This window comes from Pseudarthrobacter sp. NIBRBAC000502772, from assembly GCF_006517235.1.
GTDB lineage: Bacteria > Actinomycetota > Actinomycetes > Actinomycetales > Micrococcaceae > Arthrobacter.
Genome location: NZ_CP041188.1, coordinates 207,319 through 220,797, shown reverse-complemented (window position 1 = coordinate 220,797; position 13,479 = coordinate 207,319). Strand labels below are relative to the sequence as shown.

The following is a 13,479-nucleotide window of genomic DNA, read 5'->3' as shown; positions in this document are numbered from 1 at the left end:
TTCTGCCCGTCTCAGTCCAGACGATCTGGATATGGAACGGCGGGCTGGAACAGTGGTTTGGAAACTGGCTCATGGGTAGGCTGGCAAAATGATCAACCCTGCACGCCTTTACTCGGACCTGTCCCGCCTCGGCAGGGAAACGGACATGTTCCTGGCCACCGTTGAGTCCCTTGCCGACGACGAGATGACCGTGGCCTCGCTGTGCGAAGGGTGGAGCCGGGCCGATGTCATTGCCCACGTCGCATCCAGCGGCCGTGCTCTGGTGAAGCTCATCGACTGGGCAACCTCCGGCGAGGAACGCCCCCTGTACGCCTCACGGGAGGCCCGCGCCGAAGAGATCGCTACCTTGGCCGCACTGCCGCGCGAGGAGCTCATTGCGGAAGTGCGGGAGTCTGCCCGGAACTTTGCCGAGCAGGCACAGCGGCTCAGCGGGGAACTCGCGGCCACGGAAGTGCAGGTCAGTGGCAAGGCGGTCCCCGCCACGTCCATCGTGGCGCTCCGGATTGCCGAGGTGGTGGTGCATCACCATGACCTCGACACTGCCTGGACCATCGAGGAGGCCGATCCGGATTCCCTGCTGAATGCCCTCGAAGCCGTGGTGCGGTCGCTGCGCGCCAAGGGCGCTCCCGGCATGACGCTGGTGACCGAAGAGCGTGACGAGTGGGTCATCGGCGACGGCGGATTGCGGGTTGTGTCTGACCGTGAGGGCCTGCTCCAGTGGCTGGCACGCGCGGACGCCGAACATGTTGATATTGACGGTCCGGTGCCGGTGCTACCGACCTGGTGAAACCGGCACTGGCAAATTCTTGGTGAACGCGAGCGACCTGATGATCTCCGGATCCAGGTCCAGGTCGAACTGCGGTTCATACCCCGATGTGAGGTACAGGTGCTTGGCTTCAGGCTGGCGCGGACCGGTGGTCGGGAAGACCCGACGGTAGCCCCGCCGGGCCGCCAGGGCCTCCAGCTCCGCCAGGACGAAACGGGCCAGGCCCCGGCGGCGGTGCGCCGAGTGGGTCCAGATCCGCTTGAACTCGGCGGTGTCGTTGTTGTACCGGCGGAACGCGCCGCCGGCTATGGACTCGCCGTATTCCTGGACCACCAGGAGCGCACCGCCCGGTCCCTTGAATTCCGACGCCGGGTAGCGGTTGAGTTCGTCGGCCGCAGCTCCGCGGCCAAAGAGGTGGCCGTAGCGGGAGTCGTATTCCACGGCCAGCTCATCGAGGAGCGGGCGGACCCGCGGATCGTGCATGGGAAGGTTGAGGACGGTCAGCGCGGACCTGTCCAGTGCCGACCTGTTCAGGGCTGCCGGGTTTGGTGCTGCCGGGGTCCACGGCGGCTGCTTGGGGGCGCCCTGGTTCAGTGCAGCCGGGCTGGAAATGTTGGTTTTCACGTTCATTTTTCAGGCCCTTCCGACGGCGGCGGGTTCGGCAGGCCCTTCCTTGGGGAGTGTGCAGCTGCAGCTGACGGTGTGGGAACAGCGACTCTAAGGGACTTTGGCGTCCTCCACGCCGGTTTCGGCCGATGATGCCTGTTGGGCGAAGCCTGCTTGTTGGGCGGAGCCCGACGACGGATGGGCTGCGACGGACGCGGCGTGCTCGGGCAGCACGCCCGTTTGGTGGCGGATCTTCAGGCGGTACAGTAGGGCCCCGCCTGCGGTGACGGCGGCAACGAACAGCACCCCGCCCCACTGCAGGTACCATTCGAACGGCGGCACCGAGTTGTAGATCTCCGGGCGCGGCCAGACCAGGTTCACCGTCATGGCGCCGCCCCACAGGACCGCGAGGATGTTCACCGGAAGCCCCCATTTGCCCATGCTGAATCCGGCGTCGGAATCATCACCCGGCCACGTTCCCAGGAGCCGGTTGCGCAGCATGGGTGCGGTGACCAAGAGGTAGGACAGGTAAATCAGCACGATGCTGATGCTGGACAAAATCGTGAAAATCGCCGGCTGCATGACGTTGATGAGCAGTGGCATTATGGCCAGGACGCCGATGACGATGGCCGCGACAGTCGGGGTTCTGCGGACCGGATCCACTTTGCTGAGCTGCCGGCTGAACGGCAGGTTGTTGTCCCGGGCCATGGCGAACATCATCCTGATGGCGGCCGCGTGGACGGACAGGGTGCAGACCACCACGGCCACCACGATGCACACGAGGAAGGCTTTGCCGAAGGGTCCGCCGAGGACGGAAAGCACGATGTACTGCAGGCCGCCATCGACAGAGCCCACTTTGGGATCGGTGAGGTCCGGCGCGGCCAGGATGCCAAAGAGCAGGATCAGGCCACCGAGCAGGAAGGAAGCCGTGACGGCCCGCAGGATGGCCTTGGGCGCCGTACGTTTGGGGTCCTTGGTTTCCTCCCCGAGGGAGCTGGCGGTGTCAAAGCCGTACATGACATAGCCGGAGGCCATGGCGCCGATCAGGAAGACACCGAAGAAGCCCAGGTCATGGCCTTCCCCGTAACCGGCGGTGTCGAAGAAGACCTCAGGCCCGCGCACCACATGCCAGCCCAGGGCGAGGATCAGCAGGACGGCCGCGACCAGCTCCACGAAAACGCCGACGCTGTTGATCCTGGTCATGAGCTTCACACCGAACGCGTTGATGAGGGTGGAGATGGTGATCATGATCGTGGCCAGCACAACGCCGTTCATGGCGAAGTCGTACGGGCCGGTGCCGTCACCGACGAACTGGAAGCCGGACCAGAGCTGCGGCAGGGTGAGCTGCAGCGCCAGTGCCACAGACCCCAGCGCCATGATGGAGGACAGCAGCAGCAGCCAGCCGGCCAGCCATGCCGAGGTTCCGGACGCCAGCCGTTTGGCCCAGTTGTAGACCGACCCCGCAACGGGGTAGCGGCCGGCCAGCTCGGCAAAACACAGCGCCACCATCAGCTGGCCGACGAAGACAATGGGCCAGGACCAGGCATATGCCGGGCCGGCCATGGAAAAACCAAAATAGAACAGTTGAAAAACGCCGGTGAGGATGGAGATGTAGCTGACGCCTGCGGCGAAACTGGCAAACTTGCCGATGCTCCGGTCCAGGGTCTGGGTATAGCCGAATTCGTCCATGCCGCTTGAATCAATACTCTTGCTGGGTTCCATCATTTGGACTCCTCAATCAGAAAAGCACGATAGTGATGACCGGCCGCCCCTGTGGCAGGGAAGGTCAATGGCCTGGTGCCACCCCCGGGAATGGCTGGCCGTTCCGCCCGCAACTGTGCGCAGGCGCTTAGGCGAAGGATGCGCTGAGCTGCACCTCATCCGGCGTTATGCTGCCGGACCGTCCGGCGCGGATGAGCTCGGCGCAGCGCTCGCCGATCATCATGACGGTGATGTTGGGGTTGACGGTGACATGCTCGGGCATGACTGAGGCGTCCGCGACGCGGAGGCCGGTGACGCCCTTGACCCGCAGCTCGGGATCGAGCGGCGACATCCCGTCGTCGGCCGGGCCCATGCGGACGGTGCCTACGGGGTGGTACACGGTGTTGTGCGTCTTGCGGATGTAGTCCCGCAGTTCCTCGTCAGTCTGGGCCTCGACGCCGGGCGAAAGTTCCCGGCCGGTCCATTCGGCCATGGCCGGCTGGGCGGCGATTTCACGGGCTTTGCGGATGCCGGCCACCATGACCCGCATGTCGTGGCCGTCCGGGTCCGTGAAGTAGCGCGGGTCCACCATGGGCTTGTCGCGGAAGTCGCGGCTGCGCAGCCGGACGGTGCCGCGGGACCGGGCGTGCGTGACGTTCGGGGTGAGGCTGAAGCCGTTCTCCGTGGTGGGGTAGCCGTGCCGCAGCGTGTTCATGTCGAACGGGACGGAACCGTAGTGCATCATCAGGTCCGGGCGGTCCAGGCCCTCCTCGGTGGGGGTGAAGATGCCGATTTCCCACCATTGCGTCGAAGTTTGGACCATCGGCTGCCTGGCCTCGAACTGCACCACGCCCTCGGGGTGGTCCTGCAGGTGCTCGCCCACGCCGGGGGAGTCCACCAGGACCTCGATGCCGTGCGCGGCCAGGTGCGCTGCCGGGCCGATGCCGGAGAGCATCAGCAGCTTGGGCGAGTCGATGGCGCCGGTGGACAGGATGACCTCGCGGCGCGCGGAGAGCCGGTGGGTCCGGCCGAACGCCGAGTCCACCACGTCCACGCCTGTGCAGCGCTTGTCCGCGTCGAACACCAACTGGCGGGCGCGGAGGCCGGTCAGCAGTGTGAAGTTTTCGCGCTCCACGATGGGGTGGATGTAGGACACCGAGCTGGAGGAACGGGTGCCGTCCGCGCGGCGGTTGATCTGGAAAAAGTTGGCGCCGTTGACCACAGTGGTTCCGGTGTTGAACTTTGCGCGGGGGATCCCGGCCTGTTCGCACGCGTCCAGGAGCGCGACGCCGGCCGGATCCACCGGAGGCACGTTCATCAGGTGCACAGGACCTGAGTCACCATGGTGCGGCGCGTCCGGGCCGGCGTCCTCGTTGGTTTCCAGCCTCCGGTAGAGCGGCCAGGCGGCGTCAGCGTTCCAGCCGGTGGCGCCGTACTTGGACTCCCACTCGTCCAGGTCTTCGCGCGGGGCCCAGAATGCGATGCAGGAGTTGTGGCTGGAGCAGCCGCCCATGACCTTCGCCCGGGCGTGCCGCATGAAGGAGTTGCCGTTCTCCTGCGGTTCCACCGGGTAGTCCCAGTCGTAGCCGGATTCCAGCAGTTCCATCCAGCGGTCCAGCTGCAGGATCTCGGGAAGGTTCCGGTCATCCGGGCCGGCCTCCACCAAGGCAACGGACACCTCCGGATCCTCGCTCAGCCGAGCGGCGACTGCGGCCCCCGCGGATCCGCCGCCGACAACGATGTAGTCGAACCCGCGCTGAGTGAGGTTGTCGATGTTGTCGAAGTGCATCTAGTTCTCCTTCCCGTGGTCGGCGAACCAGCCGGTCACCTGGGGGCTGGTGTTCTGGTAGATGTGCTTGGCTTCCTGGTATTCGGCCAGGCCCGTGGGGCCCAGCTCGCGGCCGACGCCGGACTGGCCGAATCCGCCCCACTCGGCCTGCGGGAGGTAGGGGTGGTAGTCGTTGATCCAGACCGTCCCGTGCCGCAGCCGGGAAGCCACGCGCTGCGCCTTGCCGGCGTCCTGGGTCCAGACCGCGCCGGCCAGCCCGTAGATGGTGTCGTTGGCGGTCGCTACCGCTTCGTCCTCTGTGCGGAACGTTTCCACCGTCACCACCGGGCCGAACGCCTCGTCGATGACCACGGACATCCCCCGCTGCACGCGGTCCAGGACTGTGGGCTGGTAGTAGAAACCGGCGTCGTACTGCTGCCCTTCAGGGGCGGCGCCGCCGCACCGCAGCCGCGCCCCCTCCTGGACGCCGCGCCGGACGTAGGCATCAACCTTGTCCCGGTGCGCCCCGGAGATCAGCGGCCCGGTTTCGGCGTCGTCGTCAAACGGCCCTCCGAGACGGATTTCCCGCGCACGGCGGACCAGCTCATCGACGAAGCGCTCGGCGATTGATTCCTCCACCACCAGCCGCGCCCCGGCGGAGCAGACCTGCCCTGAGTGGACGAAGGCCCCGTTCAGGGCATTGTCGACGGCGGCGTCGAAGTCCGCGTCGGCGAACACCACGTTGGGGTTCTTGCCGCCGAGCTCCAGCGCCACTTTTTTCACCGTTCCGGCTGCGGCCGCGGCGATGCGCTTTCCGGTTTCCAGGCCGCCAGTGAAGGAGACGAGATCGACGGAGGGGTGTTCCGAGAGCGGTGCGCCCGCCTCCGCGCCGGGCCCGGTGACGAGGTTGGCGACGCCGGCCGGCAGGCCCAGATCCTGCAGCAGCTGCATGGCCAGGATGGCGGTGGACGGCGTCAGCTCGGACGGCTTAAGAACGAAGGTGCAGCCGGCGGCCAGAGCAGGTGCGATCTTCCAGGCTGCCTGGAGCAGGGGGTAGTTCCACGGCGTGATCAGGCCGCAGACACCCACGGGCTCATAAATGATCTTGCTGACGACGGCGGGGTCCCCGGCGTCGACCACACGGCCTGCCTGCTGCCCGGCCAGCCGTCCAAAGTATTCGAAGCAGCCGGCGATGTCGTCCATGTCGATGCGGCTTTCGGCTATCCGCTTCCCGGTGTCCAGTGACTCGGCGCGAGCAAATTTTTCCCGGCGTTCGCGCAGTTCCGCGGCGGCCTTGAGCAGGAAAGTGCCGCGCTCGGGTGCCGGAACCGAAGCCCAGACGCCGGAGTCGAAGGCCGCCCGGGCCGCAGCGATGGCACGCTCGGCATCTTCCCGGCCAGCCTCGGACACTGTGGCGGTCAGTTCGCCGTCGGCGGGATTGTGGATGTGGCGCACCGAGCCGGAGGCGGCCGCCTCCCACGAGCCGTTGATGAACAGGGTGGATGCTGTGTCATGGTCTGGTGTGGCGTAAGTCATACGAAGGAGAGTAGTGCACTTTGAACAAGTGTTCAATGCAATTTTGAACAAACGTTCAATGTTGCAGGCGAGCCGTTGCCGCCTGGCGGCGTCTGTTTTTAGTGCTCCTGAAGCCCGGTGCCGTGGCTGGTGTTGTCTCGTGGCGGGGCGAAAGCGATCTGTTCCGTGCGGGCAATGCTCCGCTGGATGGAGGCGTTGTCCACGCCAAGAAGGGACGTCAGCCACATGCCGTTTTGGATAACGACAATGTCGGCTGCCCGTTCCCGGCATTCCTCCCAGGAGAGCTCGGTTTTGGCGTTGGACACGAGTGCGGCGACCCCGTCTAGATACCGGTCGAAGGCAGCAGAATTGATCTCGGCGTAGCCTTCGTCGGCCTGCGCGAGGGCCCAAAGATGCAGGCGCAGGGACAGATACCGTGTGGTCAGCAATTCCGCTCCCGCAACCCGCCGCAGGGCCTTGCGCAGCTGTTCGTCCGGGGCCAGCGATGAGTCTTGGGCCACCAGTTGGAGGTCGTGCTCGTCCACCCGGTGCAGGGCCGCCCGGATCAGGCTCGTCTTGTCGTCGTAGTAGTAATTCACCAGGCCCAGTGCGACGCCGGCTTCGCGAGCCACGGCGCGCATGCTCACGCCTGAAATACCGTGCCGGGACAGCAATTCCAGTGCCGCTTCGAGAATGCGGGACTGCCTGTCGATCTGTTCGCCGGAGTTCACGGTATTTGTCCCCATCTGGCCAGACTATTGCCAAACCCGCCGTGAGTGCATTTTCCGGAGCAGGCGGACGACGTCGTCGGCCACCTCGTCCCGGAACTCCAGGAACGCGGCATCTGTCAAGGGACCGGTGCCGCCATAAAAACGTCCACAGCGTCCTCCGATTCGATCTCAAAGCCATGGCGCTCATACAGCCGCCGGGCGGCACTTCCCTGGAGGACGTTCAGGCGGAAGGGCCGGTGGTCCCGGGACCGGTCCATGGCCTGCCGGAGCACGGCGCCGCCGAGGCCCTTTCCCTGATGCTCAGGGGCCAGGTAAAAGTGTTCGATCCACACGGCGTCGGGCTCCGGGCGGACAGCGATTACGCCCGCATTCTGGCCCGGCACCTCGACGACGAAGGTGTACTCCGGCTGGAACCCGTTGAGGAAGCGCTCGCGGACGCGGACCGGGTCAAAGCGGCCCAGCCGCTCAAGGTCCGGACGCATCACGACGGCGCGGAGCTCGGCGATCCACGGGCCGTCGGTGTCCAGGCTGGGGCGGAGGGAGAAGTCGGCAGTCACCGGACCATTAACCCATAGGCGGGCCTACTTCTTGGGCAGGCCGGGCGGGTTCAGCTCGGAGGACTTGATGGCCTCCGAGGACAGGCCCCAGCGGTCCAGGATCTCGGCGTAGCTGCCATTCCCGATCAGCTGGTTGAGGGCAGCCTGGGCAGCAACGGCCAGGCCGTTGCCCTTCTGCGTGGTGAAGGCGATTTCGGCGGTCAGCGGCCAGCCGCCGTTGAGCGTGCCCACCTCCTTGCTCTTGCCGTCCTTCGCGGCCTTGTAAGCCGCCCCGGCGTTCGGGCCGAACGTCAGGTCCGCACGGCCGGGCTGGAGTGCCAGCGTGGAGGCGGAGTCGTCGTCGTAATACTGGAACTCAACCGGCGCCAGGCCCTTGGCCTTGTTCTCTTCGTCCCAGCGCACCAGGATCGCTTCCTGGTTGGTGCCGGAGCCCACGATGATGCGCTTGCCGGCAACGTCCTTGGCTGCCTTGATGTCGCCGATGGTGGAATCGGTCTTCGCGTAGAAGCCCAGGAGGTCGTTGCGGTAGCTGGCGAAGTCGAACTTTTCCTTGCGCGCCTCGGTGACGGTGACGTTGGAGGGCACGGCCTCGTACTTGCCGGATTCAACGCCCAGCGGCCAGTCGGCCCAGGCCACGGGCAGCACCTCCACGGTCAGCCCCAGTGTCTCGCCCACCGCATAAGCGATGTCCACTTCGCTGCCGATGAGCGTTTTGTTGTCGGTGGCGAACAGGCTCAGCGGGGCCGTGCCGCCGGTAGTGACCACGGTCAGTTTGCCGTCCGCCTTGATGGCGTCGGGGACCAGGGCAGCGGCTTTCGCGTCCACGGCCACCTTGACGCGGTTCTGCTTCCGGGGCCAGGTTGAACGTCTTGCCTGCTGCGCTCGCCGTAGAGCCCGACGACGGTGCTGTCGCCGCCGTCGCGCCCGGGTCCGAGCAGGCGGCCAGCGCCAGCAGCGTGACTGCTGCACCGGCAGCCTGCCTTGTCTTGATTTTCGCCATGGTTTCCCCCTGCAAGTTGCTGAATTTCGGAACGGAACGGTGTTCTTGGCAGCAACTATCCGGGACCGCTGGTGCGGGATCAAAGGCCGCCGAAACGGTGCGATACCGGGAGTGACGGCGGTTCGCGGGGCGTCCCCGGCGGTCACATTTGGAGGCTTTCGGAGTACCCGGGATGTGCTTTGGCGGCTCTGCCCGGCCAATCCAAGTAGTGCTCGATGTGGGCTCCGGGAATGTGAGTACTCACGCCGCAAAGACAGGTGCCTACTACGCGTGTGCCCTTCTGACGTGGCATCTACGGTGAAACTACGTTGCGGCCACGGCTGGCCGCAGCGCCATGAGGGAGGGGCATGACATGAACCATTCAGCGCTACGCCAGGACACGGGGCCGGGCAAGAGACTGCTTCGTCGAGCAGCATTCAAGGCGGCGGCCGCTATGGCGGCGGGGAGCCTTCTACTGGCAAGCGCGGGGATGGTTTACGCGGACGCGATCTCCAACAGATTGGACACCACTGTCGACCTCGTGGCGGAGGTCATGCCCCTCAACCTTGGCGGGCCCGCAGGCACCACCAATCTGTATGTCGTGAAGATCAAAGACGATGGCAACAACGGCTGCACCATCCAGGGCGGGGAACAAGTCTCCTTGAGTTTGTCGTCCTCGAACGCGGCGGTGGCCACCGTGACGCCAGCCACAGCGAGCTTCGTGAACTGTGGTGCTGAGACGCTCGTTACTGTGACCCCCTTGGGCGTTGGAACTACATTGATTTATGCGACTCCAACTGGAAATACCACTAGCGATGTCTACGACGTTGCTCCCGTGAATTTCCGGGTTAACGTGACCGCAGCCGCGCCGTCCAACACGGCACCTGTCCTGACGATCACCGGCGTCGCTGCCGGCGCCACGTATGCCAAGGGCTCCGTGCCGCCCGCTGTGTGCAACGTGACCGACGCCGAGGACGGGCTCAAGACCTTCCCCGCCACGCTGGGCGCGATCACTGGTCCCGACGCAGCCACCGGCGTCGGATCACAGGAGGCCAGCTGTTTCCATAGCGACTTGGGCGGCCTCGAAGCCGCCAGCTCGCTGAGCTACAGCATCGCCGACGCGACTGCACCCGGCGTCAGTTACACGCTCAGCCCAGCCACTCCGGACGGTTTCAACGGCTGGTACCGGAGTGCCGTGCATCTGGCCTGGACGGTCACGGAGAACGATTCGCCCACCACCCTGTCCTCTGTGGGCTGTGTGGACGCGGTCATCACGCTGGACCAGCTGCCCGGAGACTACAGCTGCTCCGCCACGAGCGGCGGCGGCAGCGCCGGCCCGGTCACCGTGTCCATCAAGAAGGACGGAACCGCTCCGGGCGTGGCGCTTACGGACGCCAGCGGCACCGCCGGCAACGCGGACTGGTACACCTCGGACGTCACGGCCACCTTTACCGCGACGGATGCCACCTCCGGCCCGGCCTCGGCCAGCGACTGGGTGACCTCCAGCGGTGAGGGATCCGCCGTCGTCGTCCTGAGCCCGGCATTCACGGACAACGCGGGCAACACCACCGCCGCCGGTGCCGTGAGCCCGACGTTCAAGATCGACAAGACGGCTCCGGCCGTCTCCTACACCGGTGCCAACCCGGCCGCCCCCAACACCAACGGCTGGTACAAAACCGACGTCGTGGCCACCTTCGGTGGCAGCGACGCGACCTCGGGCCTGGTGTCCGCAGCGACACAACCTGTCACCTCCAGTGGTGAAGGCGTCGCAGTGCTCGTCCAGAGCCCGGCCTTCGAGGACGTCGCTGGAAACATGACCCCTGCGGGCGCCCTTACCGAGTCGTTCCAGATCGACAAGACTCCTCCGACGGCCAACTTCAGCTCCTTGGTGCCCACTGGCTACTTCGGATCCACCGCAGCGGCGCCCACGTGCGTCGCATCGGACAGCCTTTCCGGGCTTGACGGAACGTGCGTTGTCAGCGGCTACGGCACCTCGGTCGGACCCCACACCCTGACCGCTACCGCCACTGACCAAGCTGGCAACTCAACCACCATCACCCAGAATTACGAGGTCCTCGCCTGGACCCTTAAGGGTTTCTACCAGCCCGTCGACATGGGCGGCGTGCTGAACACCGTCAAGGGCGGCAGCACGGTGCCGGCAAAGTTCGAGGTGTTTGCGGGCGACACTGAGATCACCGACCCCGGCCTGATGTCGTTCAGTATGGCCAGGATCACCTGCTCGTTGACTGTTCTCCAGGACGCCATTGAAACGACGGCAACTGGCAGCACGTCCCTCCGCTACGACACCACCGGTGGCCAGTTCATCTACAACTGGAAGACGCCCACCGGTGCGGGGACCTGCTACCAGCTCGCGATGACAGCGGCCGACGGCAGCACCATCAAGGCCAACTTCAAGCTGAAGTAGCCCACACAAACAATCAACCCCAACGCGGGGTCACATCGCGCCCATAAAGTCCTCCGGGACCGGCGCGATGTGACCCCGCGTTGGCTTGTGGGCCACCCCACCGCAGGCCGCAGAAATAACCCGGACGCCGCCGTCGTTGTCCACAGTGTGCCCGCCGCGACCCGGCCGGCCACCCTACGCAACGCATTGAAAGGCCGGCACCGACGTGACGCTTCCCCTCTCCATCCTTGATCTGGCAACCATTGGCAAAGGCCAGACGGCGGCGGAGAGTTTCGCCGGCAGCGTGGCCATGGCACAGCGGGCGGAGGAGCTGGGCTACCGGCGGATCTGGTACGCCGAGCACCACAACATGTCCGCCATCGCGTCGTCGGCCACCAGCGTGCTGATCGCCCACGTGGCCGCCCACACCAAGACCATCAGGCTCGGCGCCGGCGGCGTTATGCTGCCCAACCACTCGCCGCTGACCATCGCCGAACAGTTCGGCACCCTGGAAACGCTGCACCCGGGCCGGATGGACCTTGGCCTGGGCCGCGCCCCCGGCAGCGACCAGAACACCATGCGCGCGCTGCGCCGGGACCCCATGTCCGCGGACACTTTCCCCCAAGACGTCCTGGAGCTGCAGGGCTACCTCACCGGTCCCACGCGAATCCAGGGCGTGGAGGCCACGCCCGGCAAGGGCACCAACGTCCCGCTGTACATCCTCGGATCGTCCCTGTTCGGCGCCCGTCTCGCCGCCCAGCTGGGCCTGCCGTACGCCTTCGCTTCGCACTTCGCTCCCAACGCCCTGCAGGATGCCGTGGCGCTCTACCGCAGCGAATTCAAGCCGTCGGCGCAGCTCGATGCCCCGCACGTGATCGCCGGCGTCAACGTGATCGCAGCCGATTCCGCAGCCGAAGCCCAGACGGCTTTCCGGGCCACGCTGCGCGCCCGCGTCGGTCTGTTCTTTGGCGGCGGGCGCGAGTTCACCGACGACGAAGCGGACATGATCCTGGACTCCCCGCAGGGCCAGCACGTCTCGCAGATGATGACGTACTCGGCCATCGGCACCCCGGACGTTGTGAACGACTACCTCGAGGAGTTCGCCAGGCACTCCGACGCCGACGAACTCATCGTGGCGCACCAGAACACCGGCACCGAGGCCAGGATCCGCTCCGTGGAGCTGCTGGCGGAGGTTGCCGGGCTGGCCCGGGTCTAGGTCCGGCGCCGCCAGCAAGCGGTGACGCGCCCACCAATGCGGCGGCGGGCCCTTGACATCCCTCAACTGAACCGGTTAAGTAGAGTCTACTGAACCGGTTCAGTGGCGTGAGTCACGGGACCCAAAACCTGAAGGGTCCCACATCATGGCAGTAACCATCAGCGACGTCGCCCATGCGGCCGGCGTCAGCAAGGGTGCTGTCTCGTATGCGCTGAACAACCAGCCCGGCGTTAGCGACGCCACCCGGGGCCGGATCCTCCAGGTCGCCAAAGAGCTTGGCTGGAAGCCGAGCCTCCGAGCCAAGGGCCTGTCCTCCGCGAAGGCCTACGCGCTGGGCCTTGTGGTGGCCCGCGACCCCAAGCTCCTCGGCACGGACCCGTTCTTCCCGGCGTTCATTGCGGGCATCGAGACCACCCTCGCCGAGCACGATTACACGCTGGTCCTGAGCGTTGCCACCGCCCCCGGCGCCGAAGAGCGGGCCTACCGCAAACTGGCCGACGGCGGCCGCGTGGACGGCGTGATCCTGACCGATGTGCGGCACAATGATTCCCGGATCGGCCTGCTGCGCGAGCTCAAGCTGCCGGCCGTAACGCTCAACAGGCCGGATTCGGACTCCCCCTTCCCCGCGGTGTCCATGGATGACACGGACGGCATCACGGCCGCCGTCGAACATCTTCTGGCCCTGGGCCACGTCCGGATCGGCCACGTGGGCGGCGCCCAGGAATACATCCACGGCCGCAGCCGCCGCCGGGCCTGGGAGGCGGCCATGGCCGCTGCCGGCCTGGCAGCGGATCTGTTCGCGGAGGCTGATTTCACGGCGGCCGGGGGAGTGGCCGCCACCGCGGAACTGCTCCGCCGGCCGGACCGCCCCACCGCGATTGTCTATGCGAACGACCTCATGGCCACGTCCGGCCAGTCCTTCGCCCAGTCCCAGGGCCTGAACGTCCCGGGTGACCTGTCAGTCACCGGCTACGACAACGCAGAGTTCACCCAATACCTCAACCCGCCGCTCACCACCATCTCCACTGACCCCATGCGCTGGGGCAGAGTTGCCGCGCAGGCCCTCCTGGACCAGCTCAACGGCACCCACTCCGGTGAGGATACGGACCTGCAGGCACCTTCCCTGCTGGTCCGCGCCTCCACCGGCCCCGCCCCATCCACAACCAGCAAGCCAGTCCCCCAGCAATCCCCAGAGCAAGCAAAAAAGCACACCAACCCGTAGCAGGTCCCCACCGG

Annotated in this window: 10 protein-coding genes and 1 pseudogene; 4 read left to right on the top strand and 7 right to left on the bottom strand. The window is 66.2% G+C overall.

The window, feature by feature from the left end; genetic code table 11:
* The first annotated feature begins 88 nt into the window (after positions 1–88).
* Positions 89–787: a maleylpyruvate isomerase family mycothiol-dependent enzyme gene (locus tag NIBR502772_RS01085; protein WP_141138718.1), complete on the top strand. Its 699-nt coding sequence runs from the start codon at positions 89–91 to the stop codon at positions 785–787.
* Here the strand turns inward: NIBR502772_RS01085 and NIBR502772_RS01080 are convergent.
* The 7 genes and pseudogenes from NIBR502772_RS01080 to NIBR502772_RS01050 all read right to left on the bottom strand — a co-directional run bounded on the left by NIBR502772_RS01080 (position 773) and on the right by NIBR502772_RS01050 (position 8,644).
* Positions 773–1,249 carry a GNAT family N-acetyltransferase gene (locus NIBR502772_RS01080; protein WP_246848763.1) on the bottom strand — a complete coding sequence of 159 codons (477 nt, stop codon included), beginning with the start codon at positions 1,247–1,249 and terminating at the stop codon, positions 773–775. The genes NIBR502772_RS01085 and NIBR502772_RS01080 overlap by 15 nt on opposite strands.
* 234 nt (positions 1,250–1,483) lie before the next feature.
* Positions 1,484–3,097, bottom strand: a complete 1,614-nt coding sequence (locus NIBR502772_RS01075) for an APC family permease (RefSeq protein ID WP_246848652.1) — start codon at positions 3,095–3,097, stop codon at positions 1,484–1,486.
* 124 nt (positions 3,098–3,221) lie between these two features.
* Complete coding sequence (locus NIBR502772_RS01070; RefSeq protein ID WP_141138716.1) at positions 3,222–4,862, bottom strand: GMC family oxidoreductase; 1,641 nt, start codon at positions 4,860–4,862, stop codon at positions 3,222–3,224.
* The gene (locus tag NIBR502772_RS01065) at positions 4,863–6,377 is read right to left on the bottom strand and encodes an aldehyde dehydrogenase family protein (protein WP_141138715.1); all 1,515 of its coding nucleotides are present in this window, start codon (positions 6,375–6,377) and stop codon (positions 4,863–4,865) included.
* A gap of 98 nt (positions 6,378–6,475) precedes the next feature.
* The gene (locus NIBR502772_RS01060) at positions 6,476–7,102 is read right to left on the bottom strand and encodes a TetR/AcrR family transcriptional regulator (protein ID WP_141138714.1); all 627 of its coding nucleotides are present in this window, start codon (positions 7,100–7,102) and stop codon (positions 6,476–6,478) included.
* Positions 7,103–7,203: 101 nt separating this feature from the next.
* Positions 7,204–7,644, bottom strand: a complete 441-nt coding sequence (locus NIBR502772_RS01055) for a GNAT family N-acetyltransferase (protein WP_246848651.1) — start codon at positions 7,642–7,644, stop codon at positions 7,204–7,206.
* A 24-nt stretch (positions 7,645–7,668) separates the two neighbouring features.
* A pseudogene (locus tag NIBR502772_RS01050) lies at positions 7,669–8,644 on the bottom strand (ABC transporter substrate-binding protein).
* A gap of 352 nt (positions 8,645–8,996) precedes the next feature.
* On the opposite strand from NIBR502772_RS01050, the gene NIBR502772_RS01045 reads away from it, so the two are divergent.
* The 3 genes from NIBR502772_RS01045 to NIBR502772_RS01035 all read left to right on the top strand — a co-directional run bounded on the left by NIBR502772_RS01045 (position 8,997) and on the right by NIBR502772_RS01035 (position 13,465).
* Positions 8,997–11,048 carry a PxKF domain-containing protein gene (locus NIBR502772_RS01045; protein ID WP_141138713.1) on the top strand — a complete coding sequence of 684 codons (2,052 nt, stop codon included), beginning with the start codon at positions 8,997–8,999 and terminating at the stop codon, positions 11,046–11,048.
* A 205-nt stretch (positions 11,049–11,253) separates the two neighbouring features.
* Positions 11,254–12,243, top strand: coding sequence for an LLM class flavin-dependent oxidoreductase (locus NIBR502772_RS01040; RefSeq protein ID WP_141138712.1), 990 nt, complete (start codon positions 11,254–11,256; stop codon positions 12,241–12,243).
* A gap of 145 nt (positions 12,244–12,388) precedes the next feature.
* Complete coding sequence (locus NIBR502772_RS01035) at positions 12,389–13,465, top strand: LacI family DNA-binding transcriptional regulator (RefSeq protein WP_141138711.1); 1,077 nt, start codon at positions 12,389–12,391, stop codon at positions 13,463–13,465.
* Positions 13,466–13,479 lie beyond the last annotated feature (14 nt).

What these genes read in the sequence shown, in the direction of transcription:
- NIBR502772_RS01070 (WP_141138716.1), bottom strand. Translation starts at nt 4,862, where the DNA reads ATGCACTTCGACAACATCGACAACCTCACTCAGCGCGGGTTCGACTAC.
- NIBR502772_RS01080 (WP_246848763.1), bottom strand. Translation starts at nt 1,249, where the DNA reads ATGCACGATCCGCGGGTCCGCCCGCTCCTCGATGAGCTGGCCGTGGAA.
- NIBR502772_RS01065 (WP_141138715.1), bottom strand. Translation starts at nt 6,377, where the DNA reads ATGACTTACGCCACACCAGACCATGACACAGCATCCACCCTGTTCATC.
- NIBR502772_RS01060 (WP_141138714.1), bottom strand. Translation starts at nt 7,102, where the DNA reads ATGGGGACAAATACCGTGAACTCCGGCGAACAGATCGACAGGCAGTCC.
- NIBR502772_RS01085 (WP_141138718.1), top strand. Translation starts at nt 89, where the DNA reads ATGATCAACCCTGCACGCCTTTACTCGGACCTGTCCCGCCTCGGCAGG.
- NIBR502772_RS01045 (WP_141138713.1), top strand. Translation starts at nt 8,997, where the DNA reads ATGAACCATTCAGCGCTACGCCAGGACACGGGGCCGGGCAAGAGACTG.
- NIBR502772_RS01075 (WP_246848652.1), bottom strand. Translation starts at nt 3,097, where the DNA reads ATGATGGAACCCAGCAAGAGTATTGATTCAAGCGGCATGGACGAATTC.
- NIBR502772_RS01035 (WP_141138711.1), top strand. Translation starts at nt 12,389, where the DNA reads ATGGCAGTAACCATCAGCGACGTCGCCCATGCGGCCGGCGTCAGCAAG.